The sequence below is a fragment of the Pseudarthrobacter sp. Y6 genome, from assembly GCF_050156205.1.
Taxonomy (GTDB): domain Bacteria; phylum Actinomycetota; class Actinomycetes; order Actinomycetales; family Micrococcaceae; genus Arthrobacter.
Map to the genome: position 1 here is coordinate 2,908,499 of NZ_CP189574.1, position 22,850 is coordinate 2,931,348.

General features: G+C 64.2%; 23 protein-coding genes and 2 pseudogenes. 8 read left to right on the forward strand and 17 right to left on the reverse strand.

The window, feature by feature from the left end:
- Positions 1 to 4 precede the first annotated feature (4 nt).
- Entirely contained in the window at positions 5 to 1,156 is a 1,152-nt protein-coding gene (locus ACQCSW_RS13960; RefSeq protein WP_426986785.1) for a hypothetical protein, read from the forward strand.
- 2 nt (positions 1,157 to 1,158) lie between these two features.
- On the forward strand, positions 1,159 to 3,159 hold the full coding sequence (locus ACQCSW_RS13965; protein WP_426986787.1) for an ATP-binding cassette domain-containing protein: 2,001 nt from the start codon (positions 1,159 to 1,161) through the stop codon (positions 3,157 to 3,159).
- Positions 3,160 to 3,243: 84 nt separating this feature from the next.
- Here the strand turns inward: ACQCSW_RS13965 and ACQCSW_RS13970 are convergent, their stop codons facing one another.
- Genes ACQCSW_RS13970 through ACQCSW_RS13980 form a run of 3 tightly spaced genes read right to left on the reverse strand, consistent with a single transcriptional unit; the run spans position 3,244 to position 6,680 of the window.
- Positions 3,244 to 3,618: a DUF6262 family protein gene (locus tag ACQCSW_RS13970; protein ID WP_426986789.1), complete on the reverse strand. Its 375-nt coding sequence runs from the start codon at positions 3,616 to 3,618 to the stop codon at positions 3,244 to 3,246.
- The gene (locus tag ACQCSW_RS13975) at positions 3,608 to 5,545 is read right to left on the reverse strand and encodes a tyrosine-type recombinase/integrase (protein ID WP_426986791.1); all 1,938 of its coding nucleotides are present in this window, start codon (positions 5,543 to 5,545) and stop codon (positions 3,608 to 3,610) included. The genes ACQCSW_RS13970 and ACQCSW_RS13975 overlap by 11 nt, the downstream gene beginning before the upstream one ends.
- Entirely contained in the window at positions 5,532 to 6,680 is a 1,149-nt protein-coding gene (locus ACQCSW_RS13980) for a tyrosine-type recombinase/integrase (protein ID WP_426986793.1), read from the reverse strand. The genes ACQCSW_RS13975 and ACQCSW_RS13980 overlap by 14 nt, the downstream gene beginning before the upstream one ends.
- 192 nt (positions 6,681 to 6,872) lie before the next feature.
- Between ACQCSW_RS13980 and ACQCSW_RS13985 the strand changes: the two genes are divergently transcribed.
- Complete coding sequence (locus ACQCSW_RS13985) at positions 6,873 to 8,015, forward strand: Rv2578c family radical SAM protein (RefSeq protein WP_426986795.1); 1,143 nt, start codon at positions 6,873 to 6,875, stop codon at positions 8,013 to 8,015.
- Positions 8,016 to 8,059: 44 nt separating this feature from the next.
- Here the strand turns inward: ACQCSW_RS13985 and ACQCSW_RS13990 are convergent, their stop codons facing one another.
- On the reverse strand, positions 8,060 to 8,512 hold the full coding sequence (locus ACQCSW_RS13990) for a (deoxy)nucleoside triphosphate pyrophosphohydrolase (protein ID WP_426986797.1): 453 nt from the start codon (positions 8,510 to 8,512) through the stop codon (positions 8,060 to 8,062).
- 146 nt (positions 8,513 to 8,658) lie between these two features.
- Here ACQCSW_RS13990 and ACQCSW_RS13995 point away from each other — a divergent pair, with 146 nt between their 5' ends.
- Positions 8,659 to 9,867: an MFS transporter gene (locus ACQCSW_RS13995; protein ID WP_426986799.1), complete on the forward strand. Its 1,209-nt coding sequence runs from the start codon at positions 8,659 to 8,661 to the stop codon at positions 9,865 to 9,867.
- Between the two features lie 60 nt (positions 9,868 to 9,927).
- Here ACQCSW_RS13995 and ACQCSW_RS14000 read toward each other — a convergent pair whose 3' ends face one another.
- Positions 9,928 to 10,935 carry a cation diffusion facilitator family transporter gene (locus ACQCSW_RS14000; protein WP_426986801.1) on the reverse strand — a complete coding sequence of 336 codons (1,008 nt, stop codon included), beginning with the start codon at positions 10,933 to 10,935 and terminating at the stop codon, positions 9,928 to 9,930.
- 203 nt (positions 10,936 to 11,138) lie between these two features.
- On the opposite strand from ACQCSW_RS14000, the gene ACQCSW_RS14005 reads away from it, so the two are divergent.
- Positions 11,139 to 11,414: a GlsB/YeaQ/YmgE family stress response membrane protein gene (locus ACQCSW_RS14005; protein WP_426986803.1), complete on the forward strand. Its 276-nt coding sequence runs from the start codon at positions 11,139 to 11,141 to the stop codon at positions 11,412 to 11,414.
- Positions 11,415 to 11,549: 135 nt separating this feature from the next.
- Here the strand turns inward: ACQCSW_RS14005 and ACQCSW_RS14010 are convergent, their stop codons facing one another.
- The 3 genes from ACQCSW_RS14010 to rpmI all read right to left on the reverse strand — a co-directional run bounded on the left by ACQCSW_RS14010 (position 11,550) and on the right by rpmI (position 13,262).
- Positions 11,550 to 12,443: a TrmH family RNA methyltransferase gene (locus ACQCSW_RS14010; RefSeq protein ID WP_426986805.1), complete on the reverse strand. Its 894-nt coding sequence runs from the start codon at positions 12,441 to 12,443 to the stop codon at positions 11,550 to 11,552.
- A 49-nt stretch (positions 12,444 to 12,492) separates the two neighbouring features.
- A complete protein-coding gene (gene rplT, locus ACQCSW_RS14015) occupies positions 12,493 to 12,948 on the reverse strand; it encodes a 50S ribosomal protein L20 (RefSeq protein ID WP_426986807.1) in 456 nt (151 codons plus the stop codon).
- Positions 12,949 to 13,067: 119 nt separating this feature from the next.
- Positions 13,068 to 13,262, reverse strand: a complete 195-nt coding sequence (gene rpmI, locus ACQCSW_RS14020) for a 50S ribosomal protein L35 (protein ID WP_009358635.1) — start codon at positions 13,260 to 13,262, stop codon at positions 13,068 to 13,070.
- A 357-nt stretch (positions 13,263 to 13,619) separates the two neighbouring features.
- On the opposite strand from rpmI, the pseudogene ACQCSW_RS14025 reads away from it, so the two are divergent.
- Positions 13,620 to 13,703, forward strand: a pseudogene (locus tag ACQCSW_RS14025) (hypothetical protein); the annotation flags it as partial.
- Between the two features lie 350 nt (positions 13,704 to 14,053).
- Here the strand turns inward: ACQCSW_RS14025 and infC are convergent.
- Positions 14,054 to 14,530 (reverse strand): annotated as a pseudogene (infC, locus tag ACQCSW_RS14030) (translation initiation factor IF-3); the annotation flags it as partial.
- A 313-nt stretch (positions 14,531 to 14,843) separates the two neighbouring features.
- On the opposite strand from infC, the gene ACQCSW_RS14035 reads away from it, so the two are divergent.
- Positions 14,844 to 15,230 (forward strand): DUF1844 domain-containing protein, encoded by a 387-nt coding sequence (locus ACQCSW_RS14035; RefSeq protein ID WP_426986809.1) that lies wholly within the window; start codon positions 14,844 to 14,846, stop codon positions 15,228 to 15,230.
- 199 nt (positions 15,231 to 15,429) lie between these two features.
- Here the strand turns inward: ACQCSW_RS14035 and ACQCSW_RS14040 are convergent, their stop codons facing one another.
- The 8 genes from ACQCSW_RS14040 to ACQCSW_RS14075 all read right to left on the reverse strand — a co-directional run bounded on the left by ACQCSW_RS14040 (position 15,430) and on the right by ACQCSW_RS14075 (position 21,662).
- On the reverse strand, positions 15,430 to 16,749 hold the full coding sequence (locus tag ACQCSW_RS14040; RefSeq protein WP_426986811.1) for an MFS transporter: 1,320 nt from the start codon (positions 16,747 to 16,749) through the stop codon (positions 15,430 to 15,432).
- A 55-nt stretch (positions 16,750 to 16,804) separates the two neighbouring features.
- A complete protein-coding gene (locus ACQCSW_RS14045) occupies positions 16,805 to 17,701 on the reverse strand; it encodes an SseB family protein (RefSeq protein WP_426986813.1) in 897 nt (298 codons plus the stop codon).
- A gap of 9 nt (positions 17,702 to 17,710) precedes the next feature.
- Positions 17,711 to 18,457 (reverse strand): bifunctional 1-(5-phosphoribosyl)-5-((5-phosphoribosylamino)methylideneamino)imidazole-4-carboxamide isomerase/phosphoribosylanthranilate isomerase PriA, encoded by a 747-nt coding sequence (priA, locus tag ACQCSW_RS14050; RefSeq protein ID WP_058929461.1) that lies wholly within the window; start codon positions 18,455 to 18,457, stop codon positions 17,711 to 17,713.
- A gap of 57 nt (positions 18,458 to 18,514) precedes the next feature.
- Positions 18,515 to 18,673, reverse strand: coding sequence for a hypothetical protein (locus tag ACQCSW_RS14055; protein WP_354250348.1), 159 nt, complete (start codon positions 18,671 to 18,673; stop codon positions 18,515 to 18,517).
- Positions 18,674 to 19,405, reverse strand: a complete 732-nt coding sequence (hisH, locus tag ACQCSW_RS14060) for an imidazole glycerol phosphate synthase subunit HisH (RefSeq protein WP_354250349.1) — start codon at positions 19,403 to 19,405, stop codon at positions 18,674 to 18,676.
- Positions 19,402 to 20,028, reverse strand: a complete 627-nt coding sequence (gene hisB / locus ACQCSW_RS14065) for an imidazoleglycerol-phosphate dehydratase HisB (protein WP_160669680.1) — start codon at positions 20,026 to 20,028, stop codon at positions 19,402 to 19,404. Before hisB ends, hisH begins: the two co-directional genes overlap by 4 nt.
- A gap of 81 nt (positions 20,029 to 20,109) precedes the next feature.
- The gene (locus ACQCSW_RS14070) at positions 20,110 to 21,228 is read right to left on the reverse strand and encodes a histidinol-phosphate transaminase (RefSeq protein WP_426986816.1); all 1,119 of its coding nucleotides are present in this window, start codon (positions 21,226 to 21,228) and stop codon (positions 20,110 to 20,112) included.
- Positions 21,229 to 21,305: 77 nt separating this feature from the next.
- Positions 21,306 to 21,662 (reverse strand): LysM peptidoglycan-binding domain-containing protein, encoded by a 357-nt coding sequence (locus tag ACQCSW_RS14075; RefSeq protein WP_426990702.1) that lies wholly within the window; start codon positions 21,660 to 21,662, stop codon positions 21,306 to 21,308.
- Positions 21,663 to 22,095: 433 nt separating this feature from the next.
- On the opposite strand from ACQCSW_RS14075, the gene lexA reads away from it, so the two are divergent.
- Positions 22,096 to 22,842 carry a transcriptional repressor LexA gene (gene lexA / locus ACQCSW_RS14080; protein WP_426986818.1) on the forward strand — a complete coding sequence of 249 codons (747 nt, stop codon included), beginning with the start codon at positions 22,096 to 22,098 and terminating at the stop codon, positions 22,840 to 22,842.
- The last annotated feature ends 8 nt before the right edge of the window (positions 22,843 to 22,850 follow it).

The following is a 22,850-nucleotide window of genomic DNA, read 5'->3' on the forward strand; positions in this document are numbered from 1 at the left end:
CCGCGTGGCCGTTGTCACTGCGCTGGTGGCGGTGCTGCTGGCAGCGGCTTTTCTTGCCGGGCGTTTCATTGAGGCACCTCCCCGCGATGCCATTCAATCGGCGCAGCAGGCCATCGATGTTTGGTCGGCAGTTGAAACCAAGGTCGTCGATGACCGGGTAACGTTTACGGGCCGGGTTCAGCCGGGAACCGATGCCAGCATTGCGGTAGTCTCCGATGCCTTGCCAAATGTTGTGGTGCGGCAGGTCCTCGCAATTGGCGACCAAGTAGCGGCCGGAAGCCTGGCGGGGGTGGTGTCTGGGCGACCGTATTTCTTCCTGCCGGGACCGCTTCCCCTGTACCGAAATATGTCGCTCAACGACGAGGGGGACGACGTGCTGGCCCTTCAGACGGCGCTCGGAAGAACCGGCTATCGTGTCGAACTGAGCGGAGTAGTGGATCAGCTCACCCTGAATGCTGTGAAGGATCTCTTTGTTGCCGCAGGCTTTTCCCTACCCGATCCTTCTTCGGCATCCCAGAATCTCCCGGCTGGTGGGTCCGAATCGAAGGCCGGCCAGCCGGCATCCGCAGCCAAGATTCCATATATCCCGTTCCGGCAGCTTTTGGTGATGCCGGCAGGGGGCGGTGTCGTTGCCACGACCGCTCCGGTGGGAGCCGAAATCACTGCCGACACCCCTCTCCTGACGATTCGTGCGACGCCCAGCTTCGTGGAGTTCACGGCTGACGTCGCCCAGGCAGATCGCCTCCAGATAGGCCAGAAGCTCTCCGTCCGGCTCGACTCCAAGGAATTCCTGGCCACCGTGGCAAACATCGGGGCCTTTCAGGAAGGAAAGGAAGGAACCAAACCCGGGAAGCCTATTTCGCTGGCTCCCGCCGAGGGCGGCGATTTGGATCTTCCGGTCGGTCAGGCGGCGATCATCGTCACCGTCGGTGAGACCGAGGCATCCCTCTCCGTTCCACTCATCGCTGTCCGTGAGGACGCTGAGGGGCACTATGTCACCAGACGGGTAAACGATGCAGCCCAAAACCCCGGTGGAACGTCACCGGCCCCGGTCGCAGTGGTAGAGCGCATTGATGTCAAAGTCCTGCGAACCGGTGGAGGCTACGCTGCGATCAACGCCGAGCTGAACGCCGGCGATCAGGTCAAGGTGTCCTAGCAATGACGCTGCTTGACCAAGCCGCTGAGGATGTCCGGCATCCGGCTCCCGGCTCCCCACTGTTGTCACTAAGGGAGGTGTCCCGACGCTATCCCGGCAACGACGCCCCCACCATCGACGGGATCTCCCTCGAAATCCATCCCGGAGAATTCGTTGCCATCGTGGGCCCCTCGGGATCCGGAAAGTCCACACTCCTGAACATCCTGGGCCTGCTAGATACTCCCACGGGAGGCGAGTATCAGGTGCTGGGCCTGAATACAGGCTCCATGAACGAGAAGGAGCTCAACCATCTCCGCTCGGCAGCCTTCGGATTCATTTTTCAATCCTCACACGTACTGGGCGACGAATCCGTCCTTTCCAACACCGCGATGGGCTTGCGTGTCCAGCGGGTTCCGATCCGGGAACGTGTCCGGCTCGCTGCCGACGCCCTCACACAGCTTGGACTGGAAGCCAAGACCACCGCCAGGGCAAAACTGCTCTCGGGTGGTGAGCGGCAGCGCGTCGCCATAGCCCGTGCGATTGCAGCCTCACCGGCCCTGATCCTTGCCGATGAACCAACAGGGAACCTGGATTCCGAGAACAGCCAGAAGGTTGTCGAGCACCTCCGCAGCCTCCACCGCGCAGGGGCCACGGTAGTCATCATTACGCACGACATGGACGTTGCTGCCGCAGCCACTCGCCGGATAAGCGTCCTCGATGGAAGAATCGTTCAGGACGCCACCACACGTGACCGGCCACCAGCACCGGCACCCCAACGAGCACCCCTCGCCACCTTCAAGCAGAAAAGCGGACGACTGGGCCCTTGGGGATCCCTGGTCGATGACGTTCTCGCCGCCGTATCGGCACTTTCAACGCGCGGTGTCCGCACGCTGCTGCTGATGGTGGCTTTTGCGCTCGGCATCGGCGGTCTCGTGACCTCGGCAGGGCTGAGCGAAACCGCATCAGCCCAAATCAGCAATCGCCTGACCGCTGCGGCCCTCGATGAAGTCCGGGTCGACCTCGACAACCCCGCAACTCTCCTCAACACGACCGGCGAGCAACTGAGCCTGGACCTGCAAAAGATCAACAGCCTGCCCCATGTGGCCGGCGCAGGATTCCTTGCCACGGTCGACCCCGCTGGCACCTGGATTTCCCGGTTGCACCCAACGGGCCAGGAACCGCATCAAGCCATCGGGCTTGCCAGCGGCTCCGCATCCCTCATGAACCTGGCAACCACCCAGGTAACACCCGCCTCCAGCGCCCAACTGCTGGAAAATACATCCATGGGGCCTGTCGCGCTGGTCTCCAAGAATGCTGCCACGGCACTTAGCCTCCCCGTCCAGGACGGAATGAGCCTCAGCCCCGGATATGCCATCTGGATAGACGAGGTCCGCGTACCGGTGGTCGGCACATTTGAGGTCAACGACCGGTTTCAACAGCTCGAAAATTCTGTCGTCGTCAGCCCTGGCGTCATCGCCAGTAACGCGGACGTTCAGCTCTCCCTCATCATACGAACGGAGATGGGTTTCCCCGCGGCCGTCGCGCGCGCCGTGCCTATCGCCCTCAGCCCCGCAAGCCCGGGAAGCATCAAGACTCGAACCGTCGCTGATCTGGACACCCTCCGGTACGGTGTATCCAATGACCTTGGCATATTCGTCGGAATTCTTTCATCGGTACTCCTCGCCCTGACCGCCGCCAGCGCAGCCACCGTTATGTATCTGACCGTCCAATCCCGGACGTCGGAAATCGCGCTCCTTCGGGCCATCGGAGCCAGTCGGGGATTCATCGGACGCCTTTTCATCATCGAAGGAATCCTTATCTCCTCGATGGGCGGCGCCATTGGAGTCGCCCTCGGCATTGCCGGGACACTGTTGGGCGCCGCCGCACAAGGATGGACCCCCGTCCTTGCCAGCAGCCTGCCCCTCATCGGCCTCGGCGCAGCGATCTGCGCCGGACTCCTCAGCTCCCTCTACCCTGCGTGGGTGGCCAGCCGCCAAAATCCCGCCACAGCCATCAGAAACTAGACCCCCGTTCCACGCTCAATTCCCAGAGCACAGGCCAGAACCATGCACAATCAAGTGCACGATGACGCGGGGACTACTGCGACGTCAACGTCGGGCCTCGCGCAGCGCCCCGTGCGCCCGTGCCAGCCGCTCCTGCAGGCGGCGGTTCTCTTCCGTGAGCTGCCGGATGCGCTGGTGGGCAAGTTGAAGCCGCCGCTGCATGGAGGCCTCGGACGCGCGAACAGACGACCCCGTTGGTGACGTTCTCCCTGGTCGTTTCCGCTGGTGGAGCTGCTCCAACAGGTCCGGCTGGGTGTAAAGCCAGGACCGTGACACGCCCGCTGTCCTGGCGAGCTCGCTGACGGTCGCGGGTCGGGTGGTTTGGTCCAGTTGCTTGAGCGCCTCCTCCACTTGTTGACGCGCTTTCTCCGATCGCTGGCGAGCGGCGGCCAGGAGGTGATGGGTGTTGTCAGTTCGCATCGTTGCTGCTCCCGTCCCCGGTGCTTTGGATGGTGCCGATGATGCTTTCCAGGTTGGCCGCGACGCGTCGGTTCATTTCGACGACTCGCGTTTGCCCTGCCGTCTCGGCCTGGGCAATGAGCCGATTCGTGGAGCGTAGATGGTCGAGGTGCTCTGACAGGAAGTCCGGGGTGGTGACGAAGACCGGGCAGGTCAGGCAGGCGTTGGCGTGGGGGCAGGCCTGCTGCAGTGGCAGTCCGCAGTACCCGTTGGGCAGGGCCATGGTGACCCGACCCAGGTTTTCTTTCATCCAGGCCGCGTCATTGATCGTGTCATCCTGCCCTGCGCTGATGGTTTCGCCGTGGATGTTGATTTTCGTTGCTTGTTCCCAGTGACGGCGGACGGTTTCGTCCTTGAGCCGGGCGTAGCGGGCGGTCATCTCGTGGGATTCGTGGTCCAGCAACCGGCGGACCACTTCCTGCGGGACATCGGCGTTGATGAGTCGTGTCGCGTAGGTGTGGCGGAGTTGGTGTGCGGTGAAGCGGAACGGGTGGCCCTGTTCATCATGTAGCCCGATCGTCGTCTGCCAGACCTGAATGAGGCCGGCGGCGGTTCCGGGGTTCCATGGCCGGTCCCCGCTTCGGGAGTTTCGGGCGGGGGCCAGGTAGCGGGCTTCCGGCATGAGGGCTCGGACGGTAATCGTCTGCTGGGTGATCGCGGCGGCGAGTTCGTCATCGATCGGCAGCGTCGCTTCGCGGGACATCTTGTGGTTGATGTAGCGCAGGTAGGGGGCGTTCTGGTTGTCGTTGAGGAGGCAGTCGATTTCCAGACGGTACGTATCGGAAAGGCGAAGCCCGGTGCGGATGAGTATTTGCATCATGAGCCGGTGTGGCTGCTCCAACTGCTCGAGCGCCTTGGGGTCTTCGATTTGGGCCATGACGAACTCCGAAAGTGCCCGGGGCAGTGCTGCCGGACGGCGGGGATGGTCACCCATTCGGATCCCGGCAGATGAGGGCAGCGCCGGTTCCCAGTTGTTTTCGCGGACCGCGCGCAGGAACAAGGCAGTCGAGCTCAGGGAGTAGCTGCGGCTGGCGGGACTGAGGCGAAGCCGAAGCAACAGGTTGAGATAGACCTCGATGCTTTCCCGGGTGAAATGCTGCACTGCGCCGTTGGCACCGGCGTGTTCGGTGAAAGCGTCAGCCAATCGCTGAAGGGATGTCATGTCCCGGTTGATTTGGGAATAGCTCGTGCCGGTGGAGATCCGCCAGCGCATGAACCGCTTCGCCAGCAGCCTCAGCCACGGCTGCGGCAGGGTGCTAAACCGCAACCTGCCCTGCTGGCCGGTCCTGCCCCTGAATCCCATGACCTCGAGCCGCCAGACATCGCGCTCGAATTCCGAGGAAGCGTTGGGCGGTTCCAGAAAATGTTCCAGCGCCGAGGACAGTGCCGTGTGCGCACGGCGTACCGGCGATGGCGCATCCTGAAGTTCGGTGCTTTCTGCGCTCGAATCGGTCAGTAACGACCCTGCCTCCCGTTGCCTCAGCATGCTGAGCAGACTGCGGAGGTCCTGTGACCGGAACCCTTGCCGTTCCCTGGGGCTGGAAGCCAGAAGCTGGATCGCCAAGGCCAGCTCAATGCGTAACCTTTCCGGCAAGCCGCCCAGATCCAACCTTTCAGGCTTGGTCGCCGACCCCGACAATGCCGGGAACTCATCGAGACCAGGCTGGCCGAGCTTGTTCCACCGGAAGAGGTGCGTCTGGCACATCTGCTTGGTACGGAGGAACCGGACGCACCCTGCAATGCTGCAGACCGGGAACAGGTTTCCCGCCAGGTCAGCGTCATCGAGCACAATCACAGCGGCATCAAACCGTGGCGAAAGGGCAAGGCGCATCCGTGGCAGGGCGTCGCCCGGGCCCGTGGAACCGCCCCTGACTTCACGTCGGGTCATCAGCGGCCCCCTTTTTGCTCGGACCCAAAGTATCGCCGTCGGTAGCCGGCTTATCCGGCAGCCAGCCCGCCGATGCCAGCGCCTTCCGCACGTGACGGATGTCGAGGTGGGAATAGGTATCGATCGTGGTCGCGACCGACGAGTGGCCCAGCAGTTTCTGGACCACCTCAGACGGGACGTTCCGCCGAAGCAGGTCCGTGGCATACGTGTGGCGGAACTGGTGCGGTGTGAAGTGAAACCCCGTGCGGACCCTGAGCCGGGTGACCAGATCAAGGACTGCCTGATAAGTCATCGGACGGCCCACGGGCTCCGACCAGAGATTCACGAAGACATAGTCGCAGTCCAGCGTTCCGTACTCGTCGAACAGGTAATCGGCGACCATCCTCACCAGACCCGGCTGGACGGGAATGTCACGGTCGCCGGTCTTCGCCCTGGCGTTGTTGGCGTTCTGCCGGGCCCGCACCCTGACGATGCATTCAGCGGAGTCAATATCCTCGTGCCGAAGCCCAAGTGCTTCACCGATCCTCATTCCGGATCCAGCCAGCAGGGCGAAGAGCAACCGGTCCCGCAGATGGTCACACGCACCCAGCACCGCCGAAACCTGTTCTGCGCTGAGCGTCCGCGGTATCCGGGACGGCGTCCGCCGTTTCAGTTCCTTGCCCGGTCTGGCCGCACCGCCAAGATGGGCAAGCAACGGCTTCCACGAACCGCCGCCGCCACGCCGGCCCGACAGCGGCATGAACTCAAAACCCGCCCCGTGTTGCTGATGAAACTGGTAGAACGATCCGACGGCGGACAACTTACGGTTGATCGTCGTCGCCGAACAATGCTCCTCCCTGCCCGTCAGGCTGCGCAGTTGTCCCGATCTCTCGGCGGGAGCGAGTCGCAGCCAGTTGGCGAAGCGGCCAAAGTCCTCCAATTGCACGTCAAGCCACCGAACCTGGGACTGCTCGAGAAAAGTGAAGAAATCCCGCAGATCGAAGGCATAAGACCTGACCGTCCCGGGCGAACGGTCCACGGCACCCAGGTGGGCAAGAAATCGGTCCACTGGAGCCACGACGTCGTACGAGGGGTCGGTGACCGTCCAGGACTCCTCGCCATCGTGCTGAATCACTCGTTGAACGGACCAGGGCATGGCGGCTCCTTGGAAACAGACTCATGTTCTGGCATCAGGTCTAACAGGCCCAATCGACTGAACCGTGAACTCGTGGACAACACTCCAGATAACGCTCCACACAAGCCGGACGTGACTGTCGTAGGCCGCCCGTAGGCTACGTCAAAGACATCCAGCCAAGGGCTGAAGGAAACATATCTTCGAATAGAGGACATGAGATGGGATGCACAAGCACTGATGCCCCGGCCCGCCGATGACCTCGGAAGTGGCCCATCACCTGCACTGCTCCCCCTTGCCGGGTTGGTCCGTTCGGTCACCACCCCCGAGTTCGCCGGCATCACCTTCCATGAGGTCACCGCCAAATCGGTGCTCAACAAGGTGGTGGCCGGGTCACGGATGCCGTTCGAGTGGACCGTGAACCCGTACCGCGGCTGTAGCCATGCCTGTGTTTACTGTTTTGCGCGCAAGAGCCACACGTATCTCGACTTTGACGCCGGGCTGGATTTCGACAGCCAGGTGGTGGTCAAGGTCAATGCTGCCGAGGTCCTCCGGAAGGAGCTGGCTAAGCCGTCCTGGGGCCGCCACCAGGTGGCGCTTGGCACCAACACGGACCCCTACCAGCGGGCCGAGGGCCGCTACCAGCTGATGCCGGGAATCATCACGGCGCTGGCGGACTCAGGCACGCCATTGTCCATCCTCACCAAGGGGACGTTGCTCGCACGGGACATTCCGCTGCTGAAGCGGGCTGCCGCCCAGGTGCCGGTAGGAGTGGGCATTTCCCTGGCGATGACGGACGAGGCACTCTCGGAAGCCGTGGAACCAGGCACGCCAGGGCCGCGGGCACGGCTGAAGCTGGTCTCCCGCTTACGCGATGCCGGGCTCCCCTGCGGCGTTATGGCGATGCCCATCCTGCCGTGGCTGTCGGACAGCGACGAAGCGCTTGATGCCCTCTTCGGCTCCCTGGCCGCCGCAGGAGCCACCGGCGTGACGGCCGGCGCCCTTTACCTGAAGCCGGGTACCCGGGAATGGTTTATGGAGTGGATTGCCAGGAACCACCCGGAACTGGCAGGCCGCTACCGGAGGCTCTACGGCACAGGCTCCTATGCCTCCAAGGAATACCGCACGTGGCTCGCCGCCAAAGTCCGCTACTTCAAGCAGCGGCATGGCTTCTCAAGTTCCCACCGTTTCAGCCACCGCGATCTGGAGGACGACCCCCGGAGCGAGGAAGCCCAGTATCCGGAAGGAATCCTGCCTGTTTCCCGGGCGGTGAGCACTCCCGGGCCAGACGGCTCGGGGACAACAGGCATTCGGCATCCTGCGGAGGCAGCCTCGGAACGCCAGCCAACCCTTTTTTGACCTGGGGATTTCAGCCCTACAGAGAATTCAGCGTGTTGGAGAACTTATCGCGTACGCGTGTCAAGCTCTTGTGAACTGAGTGAGTGCAGGAGCGCCTCGACAATGGGGAAATCGGCCGGGATCCAGGGCAGGTCGAGCACTTCCCGATGGTCCGTCAGTGCGACCCACCGTAATGCGTCGTGGTCCTCGAGCGGTTGCGGCTCGCCCTGGATAATTTCGGCCAGCCAGACCCGCATGCTTGCCCGGTCGTTCAGTGGCCACCCGGTGGCCGCCGCTGCCGGCAGCTCGGGCCCCAACCGCACACTGATGCCCAGCTCCTCCCTCAGTTCCCGGTGCAGAGCGGCCTCGCATTCCTCACCGGCGTCCACTTTCCCGCCGGGAAATTCCCAAAGTCCGGCGAACTGCTCGGGAGCAGTCCGCCTAGCCACCAGCATGCGGGCAGGGCCCGCCAACGAGTCCACTATTGCTCCGCCAACTACCTGTATCAGTCCACTCACCGCCTCAGTCTATGAGGGAGGCTGCCTGTGGGCGATGCTGCCCGTGCGTGACGCACCGCCTTCGAGTGGCACCCCGCCTATGGGGGACAATGGACTGCGGGCCTCCACACCGGCTCCATCCCAGAATCTTCCTGAAAAGCAGGCACATGAGCAGCATCGTCCAAACACCCACCGCGTCCAAGGCGAAGACACCGCACGTTGGCGCAGCGATCTTTGCGCTGGCAATGGGCGGCGTCGGAATCGGTGTCACGGAGTTCACCATGATGGGCCTGCTGAAAGAGGTGGAACAAGGACTCAGCATCAGCACCCCTGAGGCCGGGCACCTCATCTCCGCCTATGCCCTCGGAGTCGTGGTTGGCGCACCGCTGCTCTCCGCGGTAGGAGCCAAACTGCCGCGCAAACACCTCGCGCTCGGCCTCATGCTGTTTTTCACCCTGGCAAACCTGACGTCCTATCTTGCTCCCGACTACGGCAGCATGCTGGTTTCCCGGTTTGCGGCCGGACTGCCGCACGGCGCATTCTTCGGAGTCGCGGCCGTGATCGCCGCCTCCCTTGTTTCCCCCACCCGCCGCGGTTGGGCCATCTCCATGGTGATGGCAGGCCTGTCCGTTTCAAACGTCATCGGCGTGCCCGCGGCCACCTGGGTCGGCCAGACCTTCGGCTGGCGGCTGCTGTTCCTCCTCGTAGGAGGCATTGGCTTGCTGACGCTGGTCCTGCTGTGGCGCTATGTTCCGTACCAGGCACCCCATCCCGACGCGAGCATCCGCCGCGAACTCGGTGCGCTCAAGCGGCTTCAGGTGTGGCTGGCCATCCTGATCGGCATCGTCGGCTTTGGTGGCTTCTTCGCGACCTACACCTACATTGCCCACACCATGACGCTGGTGGCCGGGATTCCGGCGTCGCTGTTGCCCATTGTGGTGGCACTCTACGGACTGGGCATGGTGGCGGGAACCGTCGTCGGCGGCAGGCTTGCCGACAAGTCAGTGATGGGCACGCTGTACTGGGTCCTGCCCGGTATCGCCGTCGCCCTGGTGGTTTACGCGGTGGCTGTGCACTGGCCCTGGTCAGCCCTCGTGATGGTCTTTGTGGTGGGGGCGTCCGGCTCCATGCTGATCCCGGCCCTGCAGACCCGCCTGTTGGATGCCTCGCCGGACGCCCCCTCACTCGCTTCTTCGCTCAACCACGCCGCGCTCAACGTTGCCAATGCCTTGGGCGCCTTCCTGGGCGGCGTAGTGATCGCCTGGGGCTGGGGCTTCGTGGCGCCCGCGCTCGTGGGGGCCGTGTTGGCTGTTCTGGGGCTGGCCATCGCCGTGACCAGCGGCCTCCTGGAACGCAAGAAGCCGCTGACCGCCTGATCCTGGGGGACGGGCGGCCAACGGCTTCACCAAAGCATCAGGTGGGCTGAGGGCGGAACGTCAAGCCTGTGCGTCCTGCGACCCGGCCTCGGCGGAGATGTGGCCGGCACCTGAGACCTGACCTGTGCCTGAGACCCCGTCCGTGCGCTGACCGACTTCGCGGTGCAGATCCGGTTCGAGGTAGATCACCCGGGCCGTCGGAACAGCCGTGCGGATCCTGGACTCAGCACCATCAATCGCAGCGGCGATGTCCCGGCCGGTCTGGGCGGCACCCACGGAGATCTTGGCGGCCACAAGCAGCTCCTCCGGTCCGAGGTGAAGGGTCTTGAGGTGGATGATGCGGTTGTGTCCCCCGGCCTCGATGGCCTCGCTGATGCGGGCCACGTCGTCCCGGGTGGCAGATTCTCCCAGCAGCAGCGACTTGGTTTCGATAGCCAGCACCACCGCGATGGCCACCAGCAGCAGGCCGATCATGCCGGTACCGGCGGCGTCCCAGATCCCGTTGCCGGTGATGAGGGTCATGCTCACGCCGACGAGCGCGAACACGAGGCCGAGAAGCGCCCCGAGGTCTTCCAGCAGGATCACGGGCAGCTCCGGCTGTTTGGCCGTGCGCACAAAACTCACCCAGCCCTGCTTGCCGCGGACGTGGTTGGACTCGATGATGGCCGTCCGGAACGAGAAGGACTCAGCCACGATCGCGCCGATCAGCACGGCCAGGGGAACCCACCAGAAGTCCCCTTCGATGGCATGCGGGTGCTGCAGCTTCTCCCACGCTTCGAAGAGTGCGAACAGCCCGCCCACGCTGAAGAGCACGATCGAGACGATAAAGGCGTAAATGTAGCGTTCCCGGCCATACCCGAAGGGGTGCTCCGGGCTGGCTGCCTTCCTGGCGCTCTTACCGCCGATCAGGAGCAGTAGTTGGTTGCCCGAGTCGGCCACCGAGTGGATGGCTTCGGCCAGCATTGACGAGGATGCCGTCAGAAAAAAGGCCACGAATTTCAGGACGGCGATGGTCAGGTTTGCGGCTAGGGCCGCGACGATCGCCTTGGTACCGCCATTTGCAGCCACGGAGGCTTCTCCTCTTCACAGGTTTCAAGAACAAGCAGGGATATTCGCGGCGCCGCAGTCGGCTCCGCCCACGAACACCGTACCTTTTCGGGTGCAGAAGACGCACCTCTGACAGGCACTAAGCCTGCTGACAATGCTGCGGCCGTGTGTTAGCTTGAACACTAATCGGGACGTTTAATCCCGACGAATATGAAGGAGGAGACATGGGTTTTCTTGCTTGGATTATTCTCGGCCTCATCGTAGGGGCCATCGTTAAGGCCGTCATGCCGGGCAAGGTTGGCGGCGGCTGGGTGACGAGCCTCGTGCTCGGCGTGGTCGGCGCGATTGTCGGCGGGTGGATCGGCAACCTCCTGTTCGCCAAGGGCGACATGGGATTCTTTGATCTGGGTACCTGGATCTTGGCCATTGTAGGCGGCCTGGTAGTTGCCGGTGTCTACGGCGCCATCACGGGACGCAGCAAGAGCACACGGGCACCCTGATTACATCTACGTCATCTGATTCAGACAGCAAGGGCCCCGGAGAACTTCCGGGGCCCTGACTTTTAAGTCACGTCTTCGGGTGAGTCGGACTATCTCGTGAGTCACGCCTTCTGGTGAGTCACGCCTTCTGGTGAGTCACGCCTTCTGGGACCGTGCACTCGCGTAGAGGCACACAGTTGCCGCCGTGCCGAGGTTCAAGCTTTCCGCGGCCCCGTAAACGGGCACGGCTACCCGGTGATCGGCCAAGGCCAGTTCATCTTCGGAGAGCCCCTGCGCTTCGTTTCCGAACAACCACGCTGTGGGACCCTCCAGGGCGAACAGCGATTCGACGCCAGGGCCTGCGATCCGGCGGGCGGCGTTTTCGTCCTGGAGCGTATCCAGGTTGACGTCGCCGTCGCCGTCGGCGGCCAGTAATCCAATCCCCCGCGCACGGCACGCAGCTGCCACTTCCGCAATATCGGCGCCCAGGACCACGGGCAGATGGAACAGGGAACCGGCGGTGGAACGGACCGCCTTGGGGTTATAGATGTCAACGCTGGATGCGGTCAGGATAACGGCGTCCGCCCCGGCCGCGTCAGCTGCCCGGAGCACGGTGCCGGCGTTGCCGGGGTCCCGGACCTGACACAGCACGGCAAGCAGCCGCGGGCCTGCGTCGAGGACCTGCTCAAGGCTCACGTCCAGGAAACCGCAGACCGCGAGAATGCCCTGCGGGGTTACCGTGTCCGCCATCGCGGCCAGCACTTCGTCGGTGGTGAGGTATGCGGTAGTGCCCTCCGCGAGTGTCTCCAGGTCCGGGTGCCGGTCGAGGCAGGCCTCGCTCGCGTACACCTCATAGACGACGCCGGGCTCCCCCGCAGCAATCCTTTTCTGGTGCAGCGTCAGGGCCTCACGGACAGCTTGGGGACCCTCCGCCAGGAACTCGCTGCGCTTTAAACGGGCCGGGCGCCCGGCAAGTTGTGCCACCTTCCTCACCCGATCAGCTCGGGGATTGGAGAGTGGAAAATCTTGCGGGCGCCCGGTTTCGTTCATATAAGAACCTTAGTGGCTTCAGCCACCAGTCCTCGAACTGGCGTGGGTGCTACTCGGCAGCCACGTCAGCGGCAGGCTTTGCAGCCTTGGCCTTGGGTGCCTTGGCAGCCTTGGGGGCTGCTGCCTCGACGGCCGGGGCGGACGTGTCAGCAGGCAGGGAATCCTTGGCGATCTTCACCAGCGCGGCGAATGCGTTCGCATCCGAAACGGCCAGCTCAGCAAGCATACGGCGGTCAACCTCGACCTCAGCGGCCTTCAGGCCCTGGATCAGGCGGTTGTAAGTCAGACCGTTGGCGCGGGATGCAGCATTGATGCGCTGGATCCACAGGCGGCGGAAGTCGCCCTTCTTCTTCTTGCGGTCGCCGTAGCTGTACACAAACGAGTGCAGCAGCTGCTCTTTAGCCTTGCGGTACAGGCGTGAACGCTGTCCACGGTAGCCCTTTGCGCGTTCAAGGATAACCCGGCGCTTCTTGTGGGCGTTGACCGCCCTCTTCACACGTGCCACGTGCGTACTCCTTCGAAAATTCTGATCCCAAGCATCTACTGCCGGAACAACCGGCTGGCTTGAGAAGCCTTTTTGGTAGTTGACTGCTGCCAGGTGGCATCAGTCAGAGAACTTGGAACTTAGATGCCGAGCATCTTCCGGATGACCTTCGCGTCACCCTTGAAGACAATCTTGTCGCCGGCGAGGCGACGAGTCAGCCTGGAGGACTTGTGCTCAAGGTAGTGGCGGCGGTTGGCCTGCTGGCGGCGCAGCTTGCCGCTGCCGGTCAGCTTGAAGCGCTTCTTAGCACCACTGTGGGTCTTCATCTTCGGCATGGGAACCGATCTCCTTACGTGTCCACAGACATTGTCTGCAGTTCTTTCGAGCAGCCACCCCTGCAGGCGGCATGCTGGTTGCGTACTGCAGGAGGATAACCTCCCGCAGCTTTGAACTAGGTAGTCTTCTTGCCAGCCGGCTTCGGAGCTGCCTTGGGGGCAGGCCTTGCAGCAGGCTTCGGCGCTGCCGGCCGGGCTACCGGCTTAGGCATCGGCACCGGCGGCCGAGGAGCGGCCGGGGCAGCCGGAGCCGGAGCAGCTGCTTCGGCGGGCTTGGCAGCGGCAGGAGCCTTGACCGGCGCCGGAGCTGCCTTGGGAGCCTCACGCTTGGGAGCAGCGGCCTTCGGGGCGGCCTGCTTGGGCGCCTCCTGGGCGGCGGCTTCCTTCACGGGGGCTGCCTTCGCGGCGGCTTCCTTTGCAGGAGCTTCCTTCGCGGCAGCTTCCTTTACGGTAGCCTCCCTTGCCGGAGCTTCCTTGACAGGGGCTTCGGTTTCCGGAGCGGCTTCAACAGGCGCCTCAGGTGCTTCAGACTTTGCCGGAGCTTCGGGTTCCGGCTCCGTGGTGATGGCGAAACCTTCCGGAAGAAGGTCAGCCAGCGACTGCGTCAGCGGTGCCTGGTCGTCGCCGGAGACGTCGATGCGGCCGCCGCCCGTAGCCTTCGCTTCGTTCTCCGCCTTGGCCTCTGCACGCTGCGATGCGCGGCGTGCCTCAGCCTTGGCTTCGGCCTTGTTCTTCAGCGGGCCCACAACCATCACCATGTTGCGGCCATCGATACGCGGGCTGGACTCAACAACGCCCACTTCGGCGACATCGTCAGCGAAGCGCTGGAGCAGGCGGATGCCCATTTCCGGACGCTGCTGCTCACGGCCGCGGAACTGGATCATGGCCTTGACCTTGTCACCGGCACCGAGGAAGCGCAGTGCATGGCCGCGCTTGGTCTCGTAGTCGTGGGTGTCAATCTTGAGGCGGAAGCGGATTTCCTTCAGAACAGTGTTGGTCTGGTTCTTCCGTGCTTCACGTGCTTTGACGGCGGCCTCGTACTTGTACTTGCCGAAGTCCATCAGCTTGCACACCGGAGGCTTGGCCTGAGGTGCAACTTCAACGAGATCAAGATCAGACTCGGCAGCCAAACGCAGGGCATCGTCAATACGGACGATTCCTACTTGTTCACCTGCAGGGCCGACCAGCCGCACCTCGGGGACGCGGATACGCTCATTGATTCTTGGCTCGCTAATGTTAAAACTCCTGTGATTGATGTGGTATTCCACCGGAAAATAGAGAAGGCCCCCAATTGCCGGAGCAATCGAAGGCCTCGATGATCGGATGCACGGTCCTCAGTAGAGGCAGTGCGCACTTCCCCAGGCTCAACGCCTGAAAGAACTGTCCGACCGGTACCCGGCAACCTTGGTTCCTCAGGAATTACTTCCGGCGGGAAAACGGCTGACGCGGGTGGGAGAGAACTCCGCTTGCAAACTGCATGTCATTCTACAGAAAAAAATCCCGCCCAACGCGGCTAGGCGTTAGTGGGACCTTCCACAGCGAAATAACGACATCCAGTCGGTCTGTGACAAGCTTACCAGCATGAGCACCCCAGACAATAATTCACACGTTTTCGAGGCCCCGGACGCCAAGGCTGACGTCACCCAGCAAATCCGCGACATCTCGGAGGTGCCGGCCATCGAGGTCATCACCACGGCCGCAGTGCACCTGATGAGCGCAGCCGCCGTCAAGCTGGGCCTCGCCGCCGAGGACAATGCCGAGGAACTCAAGGACCTGGACGAGGCCCGCAAGCTCATCACCGCCCTTGCCGGACTGGTGACCTCAGCCGCCCCCGAAATCGGATCCCAGCACGCAGGCCCGTTGCGCGATGGCCTGCGTTCCCTGCAGCTCGCGTTCCGCGAGGAGTCCATCATTCCGGATGCCCCGGGCAAGGGCCCGGGCGAGAAGTACACGGGCGCCGTCAACTGACCTGACTCAAGCAATCCTTCCCAATTAATTACGACGTCGGCGGGCGGACTATGGTGGTCCGCCCGCCGACGTCGTCATTTCCCTGAGTTTTTGTCCAGATACTGGGACTTCCGCACCGGAAAAGGCGCGATATCTGGACAAAAACTGTGGATGGTGGGCGGTGAATTCTGAGCCTTCGTTGATCTTTCGAGAGGCCCGCTCAGACGGCAGCGCGGCGGCGTCGGAGGGCCTGGAGCAGCAGACCCACCAGACACAGCGCCACCCCGCCGACCCCCACGGAGACAAACCCGCCGGATGACCCCATCCCGTCGATGAAAATCCCTGCAAGTGGTGCCCCGAGCGCCACCCCGGCAGTCAGCGCAGAGCCGTACCAGCCCATTGCCTCGCCGCGGCGGTCCTCCGCCACCAGGTCTGCCACCTGTTCGGAGGCAGCCGACAGGACGGGGGCGCACAAAAGGCCCGGAAGGATCGAGACGAAGGCCAACGTCCAGGTGTCCTGGGCGAAGCCCATCGGGATGGTCAGGGCAGCCATGCCCAGCAGCAGGAAGATCGGCGAAACTGGGCGGTGCATGGCCCCGTACACCAGCCCGCCGACCACCGATGCGGCGCACCAAAAGAGGAACACAATGCCGATTTCGGCTTGGTGGCCGCCAGTTTCCAAGGCAGCAACAATGCCAACGTCGGTGCCGCTGAGCACCATGCCGGTTCCAGCCGCCACGGCGAAGACGGCCGCGACAGTGGCCGTGAACCAGGCGAAGTTGTGGGCCACCTTGCCGCGCAGCCCCGCCTGCCCGCTTAGGACGCGTTCTGCCCCGATCCGGGGGGGTCCCGCGGGAACCAGGTCGGCAGCCGCCTCCTGGAGGTGGGCGGGAGCGGCAGAAACCACAGCCGCTTCCGCGGCATGGCGCTGGTCTGCCTCGCTTTCCTCAGTCTGCGTGGCACTTCGGGTGGGCGGGTTGAACCACATCAGGAACAGCCCGGCGAGTGACGTGGAAACTCCCACGACGGTCAGACCGACAACGGTATGGCCGCTGGTGGCTACGACGGCTCCGGCCGCCGGTCCCATCATGAACACCACCTCGGTGGTGATGGCATCAAGGGCGAAGGCCGTGCGCCGCTGGTTGCCGTCTGCCAGGACGCCCAGGGACTGCCGTACGACGCTAAAGATGGGCAACGTCAGCAGGCCGCCGACGAACACCAGCGGGAGCAGCCACTGGTACGACACGTGCGGCACCACGGACCAGATCAGGGTCTCTGACACCACTGACGGAATCAGCGCCCGGCGCAGGCCAACAGTGTCCACGCGCCGGCCGCGCCATGGTGCGCCCACCGCAATACCGATGGTCATAACAGCCGCCGCGGCACCGGCCGCTGCGTAGCCCTGGTCCAGGGTCAGGACGATGTGCAGGGTCAGCAGCACGCCTGCCGCCGAGTGGGGAATGCGGGCGATCATGCCGACCAGCAGTAGCCGGCGGATGGGCCGGACGGCCAGCAGCTCCCGGTAAAGAGCGAAGTTCACGGAAAATCCTTTGGGTCTGCCCACGGCAGCCCGGGATCTCCGCGCCAACCGTTAGCTACTGTGCTGCGCGCCGCAACTTGATTTCGATCGAGTCAACACGCTCTCCAAACAATACATTCCGGGACCACGCCTGTTGGAGCCCGGATACGAGTTGCTGGACTGCCGGGGCGTCCAGCCCATCCTCAAGGTGGAGCAGCACCTGCAGTTCCGGTCCGGCGCCGCCCCCCGGAAGCGTGGCACCCGTGCCGGTGAGGGCTCCGACGCCGGATCCCGGGTGGAGCGCCAGCTTACGGACTGCAGTGAATCCGGCGGTTGCCTCGGACATCTCTGCTGCCAACGCTGCATCAGTGTAGGAAGGGACCCAGTCCCGTTGCTGGGCCAGCGCCCAGACGGCGGGCCTCCGGACCACGAAGGTGACCTCCGAGCCGGGATCGAGCACCAGCAACTCAGCACCCTCGGCCACGGCTGAGAGGGCGGCCCGGGCCGCGTACACGGCCACCGGCCGGGCTTCGGGATGCCAGGCGGCCAGGGCATCCGCCGAGGTAAAGGCCGGCATGGCCGTCCGGCCGTCGGCGGCCTTCAGGGTGACCAGCGCCATGTCCGCCTGCTTGTCCGCCATCAGGCCGTCGACGCCTGCCGCTTGCTCGCCAAGCTGCGCGATGATCGGGATGAAGACTCGGGCGGTGGCCAGCGAGGCGACCACTGCCGCTTCGTCGCCGGTGCCTTCAACCAGAGCCGCGACGGCGGCGAGGTAGCCGACGTCGGCCGTGCCGTCGTCGTCCTCGAAGTTGTGGATCTTGCCGTCGTCCCCGGCGAGGCTCCGACCTTCCCACGGCTGGCCCGCCGAGTCAGCGCGGCCACCCGCGCCCGCCAATGCCGCGGCAATGTGTCCGGGCAGATGGCGCGGCGGCGGGGATTCCCCAGCAGTGTCGGCGTTGTGCGTGCTGTCCACGGAAACTGCTTAGCGGCGTCCGGCGACGTCGAGGGCTTCGGGGAGCGTAAAGGCGCCGGCGTACAGCGCCTTGCCCACGATCGCGCCTTCCACGCCCAGCGGCACCAGGGAGCGCAGCACTTTCAAGTCGTCCAGGCTGGAGATGCCACCGGAGGCAACCACCGGCTTGCCGGTCTTCTCCACCATCTGCCGCAGGAGTTCAACGTTGGGACCCTGGAGAGTGCCGTCTTTCGTGACGTCAGTGACAACATACCGGGAGCACCCGGCTTCTTCGAGGCGGCCCAAGACCTCCCAGAGGTCGCCGCCTTCTTTGGTCCAGCCGCGGCCTGCCAGCGTGGTTCCACGGACGTCGAGGCCGACGGCGATCCTGTCGCCGAAGCGGTCGATGGCACTGCGGGTCCACTCCGGGTTTTCCAGCGCCGCCGTGCCGAGATTGACGCGGGCCACGCCGAGGGCCAGCGCCGCTTCGAGGGATTCGTCATCCCGGAGGCCGCCGGAGAGCTCCACCTTGATGTCCAGCCGGCCCACCACTTCACGGAGCAGCTCGGCGTTCGAGCCGCGGCCGAACGCGGCGTCAAGGTCCACCAGGTGCACCCATTCGGCGCCCTGCTCCTGCCAGTTGAGGGCTGCCTCCAGCGGTGTGCCGTAGCTCGTCTCGCTGCCGGCCTCTCCCTGGACCAGCCGCACGGCCTGTCCGTTTACGACGTCGACGGCGGGCAGCAGTTCAAGAACCGGCAGATCGGTTGCGGTGGTCATCTCAAATCCTCTTGGGTGTTGGGTTGCTCGTGGAAGCGGAACTGGTAGTTCGTGGGGCTAGTTCCCAGGAAGCGTCAGCAGGTAAGCGGCCAGCAGCGCCATACCGGCCAGGACGTAGAAGCCTACCTGGGTCCAGAGCGGCTTGTCCTGCTGCCTGAAGGACAGGGCGCCGCCCACCAGGACGCCGGCCAGGCCCATCAGGACAATCGACCACATCTAGGCGGCGTCCGTGGCAGCTGGCTTGCGAAGGCCGTCTACCCAGTTACGCAGCAGCCGTGCACCGGCGTCGCCGGATTTTTCGGGGTGGAACTGGGTAGCGCAGAGCGGGCCGTTCTCCACAGCGGCGATAAAGCGGGCGCCGTGCTCTGACCAGGTCACCAGCGGCGCAGTCATCCGCGGCTGGATCACGTCGAAGTTCCACTCCTGGACACCATAGGAGTGAACGAAGTAGAACCGCTGGTCCGCGACCCCGGCGAAGAGCTTGGATCCTTCCGGTACGTCCACGGTATTCCAGCCCATGTGCGGCACCACCTCTGCGGGAAGCAGTTCCACCTTGCCAGGCCACTCCCCCATGCCTTCGGCTTCTGTCCCGTGCTCTACCCCGGCTTCGAACAGGACCTGCAGGCCGACGCAGATTGCCAGGACCGGCCTGCCCCCGGCCACCCGCCTGCCGATCAGCCGGATGCCGTCCACGGCCTTGAGCTCGCGCATAACAGTCTCGAAGGCGCCGACGCCGGGTACTACCAGGCCGTCGGCATTAAGCACGTCCTCAGGCTTGGAACTGAGGATGACCTCGGCCCCGGCCCGCTCAAGAGCGCGCACGGCGGAGCGGACGTTTCCGGAACCATAGTCCAGGACGGTGACCGTGGGCTTGCCTTCGGGCGAAACGGGCTTCTTACCGGCGGCCGGATCGATGACGGCGCCGTCCCGGAGAATTTGGCCGCTCACAAGGCACCCTTAGTGGACGGAATCCCCTCAACGCGGGGATCGGGTTCGACCGCAGCACGCAGGGCGCGGGCGAAGGCCTTGAATTGCGCTTCCACGATGTGGTGCGGGTCGCGGCCCGCGATGACGTTCATGTGGAGGCAGATGCCGGCATGAAGTGTGATGGCCTCAAAGACGTGGCGGGTCAGCGACCCCGTGAAGTGGCCGCCGATCAGGTGGTACTCCTGCCCGGCAGGCTCGCCGCCGTGCACCAGGTAGGGGCGGCCGGAGACGTCGACGACAGCCTGCGCCAGTGCTTCGTCGAGGGGCACCGTGGCCTCACCGAACCTGCGGATCCCGGCCTTGTTGCCCAGGGCGGTTCGCAGCACTTCACCGAACGTGATGGCGACGTCCTCCACCGTGTGGTGGACGTCAATGTGGGTGTCACCGGTGGCCTTGACCGTCATGTCAATGAGCGAGTGCTTGCACAGCGCAGTCAGCATGTGGTCGTAGAACGGGACGGACGTGTCGATGTCCGATACTCCTGTGCCGTCGAGGTTAATCTCCACGAGCACTGACGATTCACTGGTGGCACGCTCCATGCGTGCGGTCCGGGGCGCGGCAGCGTTCGATCCGGTGGAACTCATGGTCATACGTCCTTTAGGCGAAGTCAGTGATGCGTAAGCGAAGGAGATGTGCCAGCGCGCGGCAGCGCCGATACTTCAAGTTTAGGCGGACAGCTTGGCCTGGCTGGCCAGGATGCGTTCCAGCGACGTCAGGAACGCTGTGGTCTCCGTCTCAGTACCCGCCGTGACACGCAGGTGGCCGGGGATGCCGACGTCACGGATCAGTACGCCGTCGTCCAGCAACTGCTGCCAGACGTGATGTGGGCTGTCGAGGCCGCCGAAGAAGACATAGTTCGAATCGGAGGCGGCAGGCTTGAGGCCCATGCGCGTCAGCTCCGACACGATACGGTCTCGCTGCGCCTTGATGTCCTCGACGTCGGCCATCAGGGCCGTGCGGTGCTGGAGGGCGGCGAGGGCTGTTGCCTGGGTGATGGCCGAAAGGTGGTACGGCAGCCGGACCAGGCGGAGTGCGTCCGTGACTTCAGGAGCGGCGGCCATGTAGCCCAGGCGGGCGCCCGCGAGGGCGAACGCCTTGCTCATGGTGCGGGACACGATGAGGCGCTCCCGGCCGGGCAGCAACGTCAGGGCGCTGGGCGTTCCGTCGTGGGCGAACTCGTGGTAGGCCTCGTCAACGATCACGATGGTCTGGCTGTCCTCGCCGGCCGCGTACACGGCCTCCACAACGTCCAGGCCCAGGCCCGTGCCGGTGGGGTTGTTCGGCGAGCAGAGGAAAACGATGTTGGGCTGAAGCTCTTTGACCTGCGAGGCGGCCGACTCAGCACTGAGCCCGTAATCATCCGCCCGCTGCCCTACGATGTACCCGGTGTCCGTGCCACTGGCCAGGAGCGGATACATGGAGTACGTGGGCGGGAAACCCAGGGCCGTGCGCCCGGGTCCGCCGAAAGCCTGGAGAATCTGCTGGAGGACCTCGTTGGACCCGTTGGCCGCCCAAATGTTGGTGGCATCAAGACCGTGGCCGAGATATTCGGCCAGCGCTTCCCGGAGCTCGGTGAACTCACGGTCCGGGTAGCGGTTGAGGCCTGCCGCGGCTTCCGTCACGGCCACGCTGATCGCGGCCCGCACGTCCGCCGGGACGCCATGGGTGTTTTCGTTGACGTTCAGCAGGATAGGTACATCCAACTGCGGGGCACCATACGGGGTCAGTCCGCGGAGGTTGGTCCGGAGGGGAAGTCTGTTCAGACGCTCTAGCTGGTCATTCACCTGAACAGTTTAGGTCCGAAGCAGACGGCCTGAAAATGTGACGGGTTGCTGCGGCACGCCCCCGAGCCCGAAGGCACCTACTTGGTGGGGACGAAGAGCTGCTGCCCGGGGACAACACCCCCGGCGGAAAGGTTGTTCAACTGAGCGATATCCGCGATGACATCACGGGGATCACGCTCGGGCGCCACGGTACCGGCAATGGCCCAGAGCGACTGTCCGGGCTGCACTGTGACCGAGACTGTTGGCGTCAACGACAGGTCGGCGGCGGAATCGGCGGCCTTCGCCGGGGCGTTGAGGAAACCGGCCAGCGAAAGCAGGATTGCGGCGAGGATCACCAGCGGGATGCCAATGAGGACAATCCGGCCCCTGCCGGTCAGGCGCAGCGGGGGCAAGGATTCCCTGCGCTGCCTGGGCGCCGAAACCGAGGCCGACATGGGTGCGGACCACGGCCGCGAAGTGAGGTCCTGCACGGAAATGAGTTGCGGACGCGAGTCCTGCGAAGCAGATATAGCTGACATGAAATGAGCCCTCCTGGACCATACTGTGCTGCCCGGCGCGCCCTCCGCGTCCACTTGCCGGTGCCGGCCTGGGCCGTCCATAATTCGAATATTCGAATCCGCAAGCAACGAGTAGAACACATATTCGAACTTTGCTTCTTCATTTTTAGCACTTATCAACGAATATTGTCGAGACTCGCTAGAACAAATGTTTGAAAAAGCCCTGTGGCTGGCCTACGTTTGGATCAAAGAACAACCACCTCTGTAGTTGATCAGCAGGGTCTGACAATCAACTCCGACAAACAGCCCCGGGGCGTTCCAGGCACCAGCGGCCGGAGCGGATCCGGGCAACCGAAAGGCATTGGCGAACATGGCAGCACCAGCCGCCGAGGGCAAGGCGACACCGCAGCGCCGCCAGCCCCAACGGACCCCCAAGGGGCTCACCGCCCGCCAAAAGAAGATCCTTGAAACCATCCAGCGCTCGGTGAATGACAACGGCTATCCGCCGTCGATGCGTGAAATCGGCGACATCGTGGGCCTGGCGAGTTTGTCCAGCGTGACCCACCAGCTGTCGCAGCTGGAGAAGCTGGGATACCTGCGCCGGGACCCCAAGCGTCCGCGCGCCATGGAAGTCCTGATGCCGTTGACGCTGGACGGCGGGTCGGCCAAAACCAGCGGGGCAACCAAGCCCTCAGTCCTGCACGGCATCGGCGGAACGGTCACCGAACTTCCCACTGCCATGGACACCGCCATGGTGCCGTTGGTGGGCCGGATCGCGGCCGGCGGGCCCATCCTTGCTGATCAGGTGGTGGAAGACGTGATGCCCCTGCCGCGGCAGCTCGTGGGCCAAGGTGAGCTGTTTATGCTGCGCGTGGCCGGCGACTCCATGGTGGACGCCGCCATCTGCGACGGCGACTGGGTAGTGGTCCGCCGGCAGGCCGACGCCGCAAACGGCGATATTGTCGCGGCCCTGCTGGACGATGAAGCCACCGTGAAGACGTTCCGCCAGCGCGATGGCCACACGTGGCTGTTGCCGCAGAACACCCAGTATGAGCCCATCCTGGGCGATCACGCCACGATCATGGGCAAGGTCGTCTCGGTCCTGCGGTCACTCTAGGACGCAAT

Coding starts and splice junctions, on each gene's coding strand:
- ACQCSW_RS13965 (WP_426986787.1), top strand. CDS start 1,159: ATGACGCTGCTTGACCAAGCCGCTGAGGATGTCCGGCATCCGGCTCCC.
- ACQCSW_RS13970 (WP_426986789.1), bottom strand. CDS start 3,618: ATGCGAACTGACAACACCCATCACCTCCTGGCCGCCGCTCGCCAGCGA.
- ACQCSW_RS13975 (WP_426986791.1), bottom strand. CDS start 5,545: ATGACCCGACGTGAAGTCAGGGGCGGTTCCACGGGCCCGGGCGACGCC.
- ACQCSW_RS13980 (WP_426986793.1), bottom strand. CDS start 6,680: ATGCCCTGGTCCGTTCAACGAGTGATTCAGCACGATGGCGAGGAGTCC.
- ACQCSW_RS13985 (WP_426986795.1), top strand. CDS start 6,873: ATGAGATGGGATGCACAAGCACTGATGCCCCGGCCCGCCGATGACCTC.
- ACQCSW_RS13995 (WP_426986799.1), top strand. CDS start 8,659: ATGAGCAGCATCGTCCAAACACCCACCGCGTCCAAGGCGAAGACACCG.
- ACQCSW_RS14005 (WP_426986803.1), top strand. CDS start 11,139: ATGGGTTTTCTTGCTTGGATTATTCTCGGCCTCATCGTAGGGGCCATC.
- ACQCSW_RS14010 (WP_426986805.1), bottom strand. CDS start 12,443: ATGAACGAAACCGGGCGCCCGCAAGATTTTCCACTCTCCAATCCCCGA.
- rpmI (WP_009358635.1), bottom strand. CDS start 13,262: ATGCCGAAGATGAAGACCCACAGTGGTGCTAAGAAGCGCTTCAAGCTG.
- ACQCSW_RS14035 (WP_426986809.1), top strand. CDS start 14,844: ATGAGCACCCCAGACAATAATTCACACGTTTTCGAGGCCCCGGACGCC.
- priA (WP_058929461.1), bottom strand. CDS start 18,457: ATGACCACCGCAACCGATCTGCCGGTTCTTGAACTGCTGCCCGCCGTC.
- ACQCSW_RS14055 (WP_354250348.1), bottom strand. CDS start 18,673: ATGTGGTCGATTGTCCTGATGGGCCTGGCCGGCGTCCTGGTGGGCGGC.
- hisB (WP_160669680.1), bottom strand. CDS start 20,028: ATGAGTTCCACCGGATCGAACGCTGCCGCGCCCCGGACCGCACGCATG.
- ACQCSW_RS14075 (WP_426990702.1), bottom strand. CDS start 21,662: ATGTCGGCCTCGGTTTCGGCGCCCAGGCAGCGCAGGGAATCCTTGCCC.
- lexA (WP_426986818.1), top strand. CDS start 22,096: ATGGCAGCACCAGCCGCCGAGGGCAAGGCGACACCGCAGCGCCGCCAG.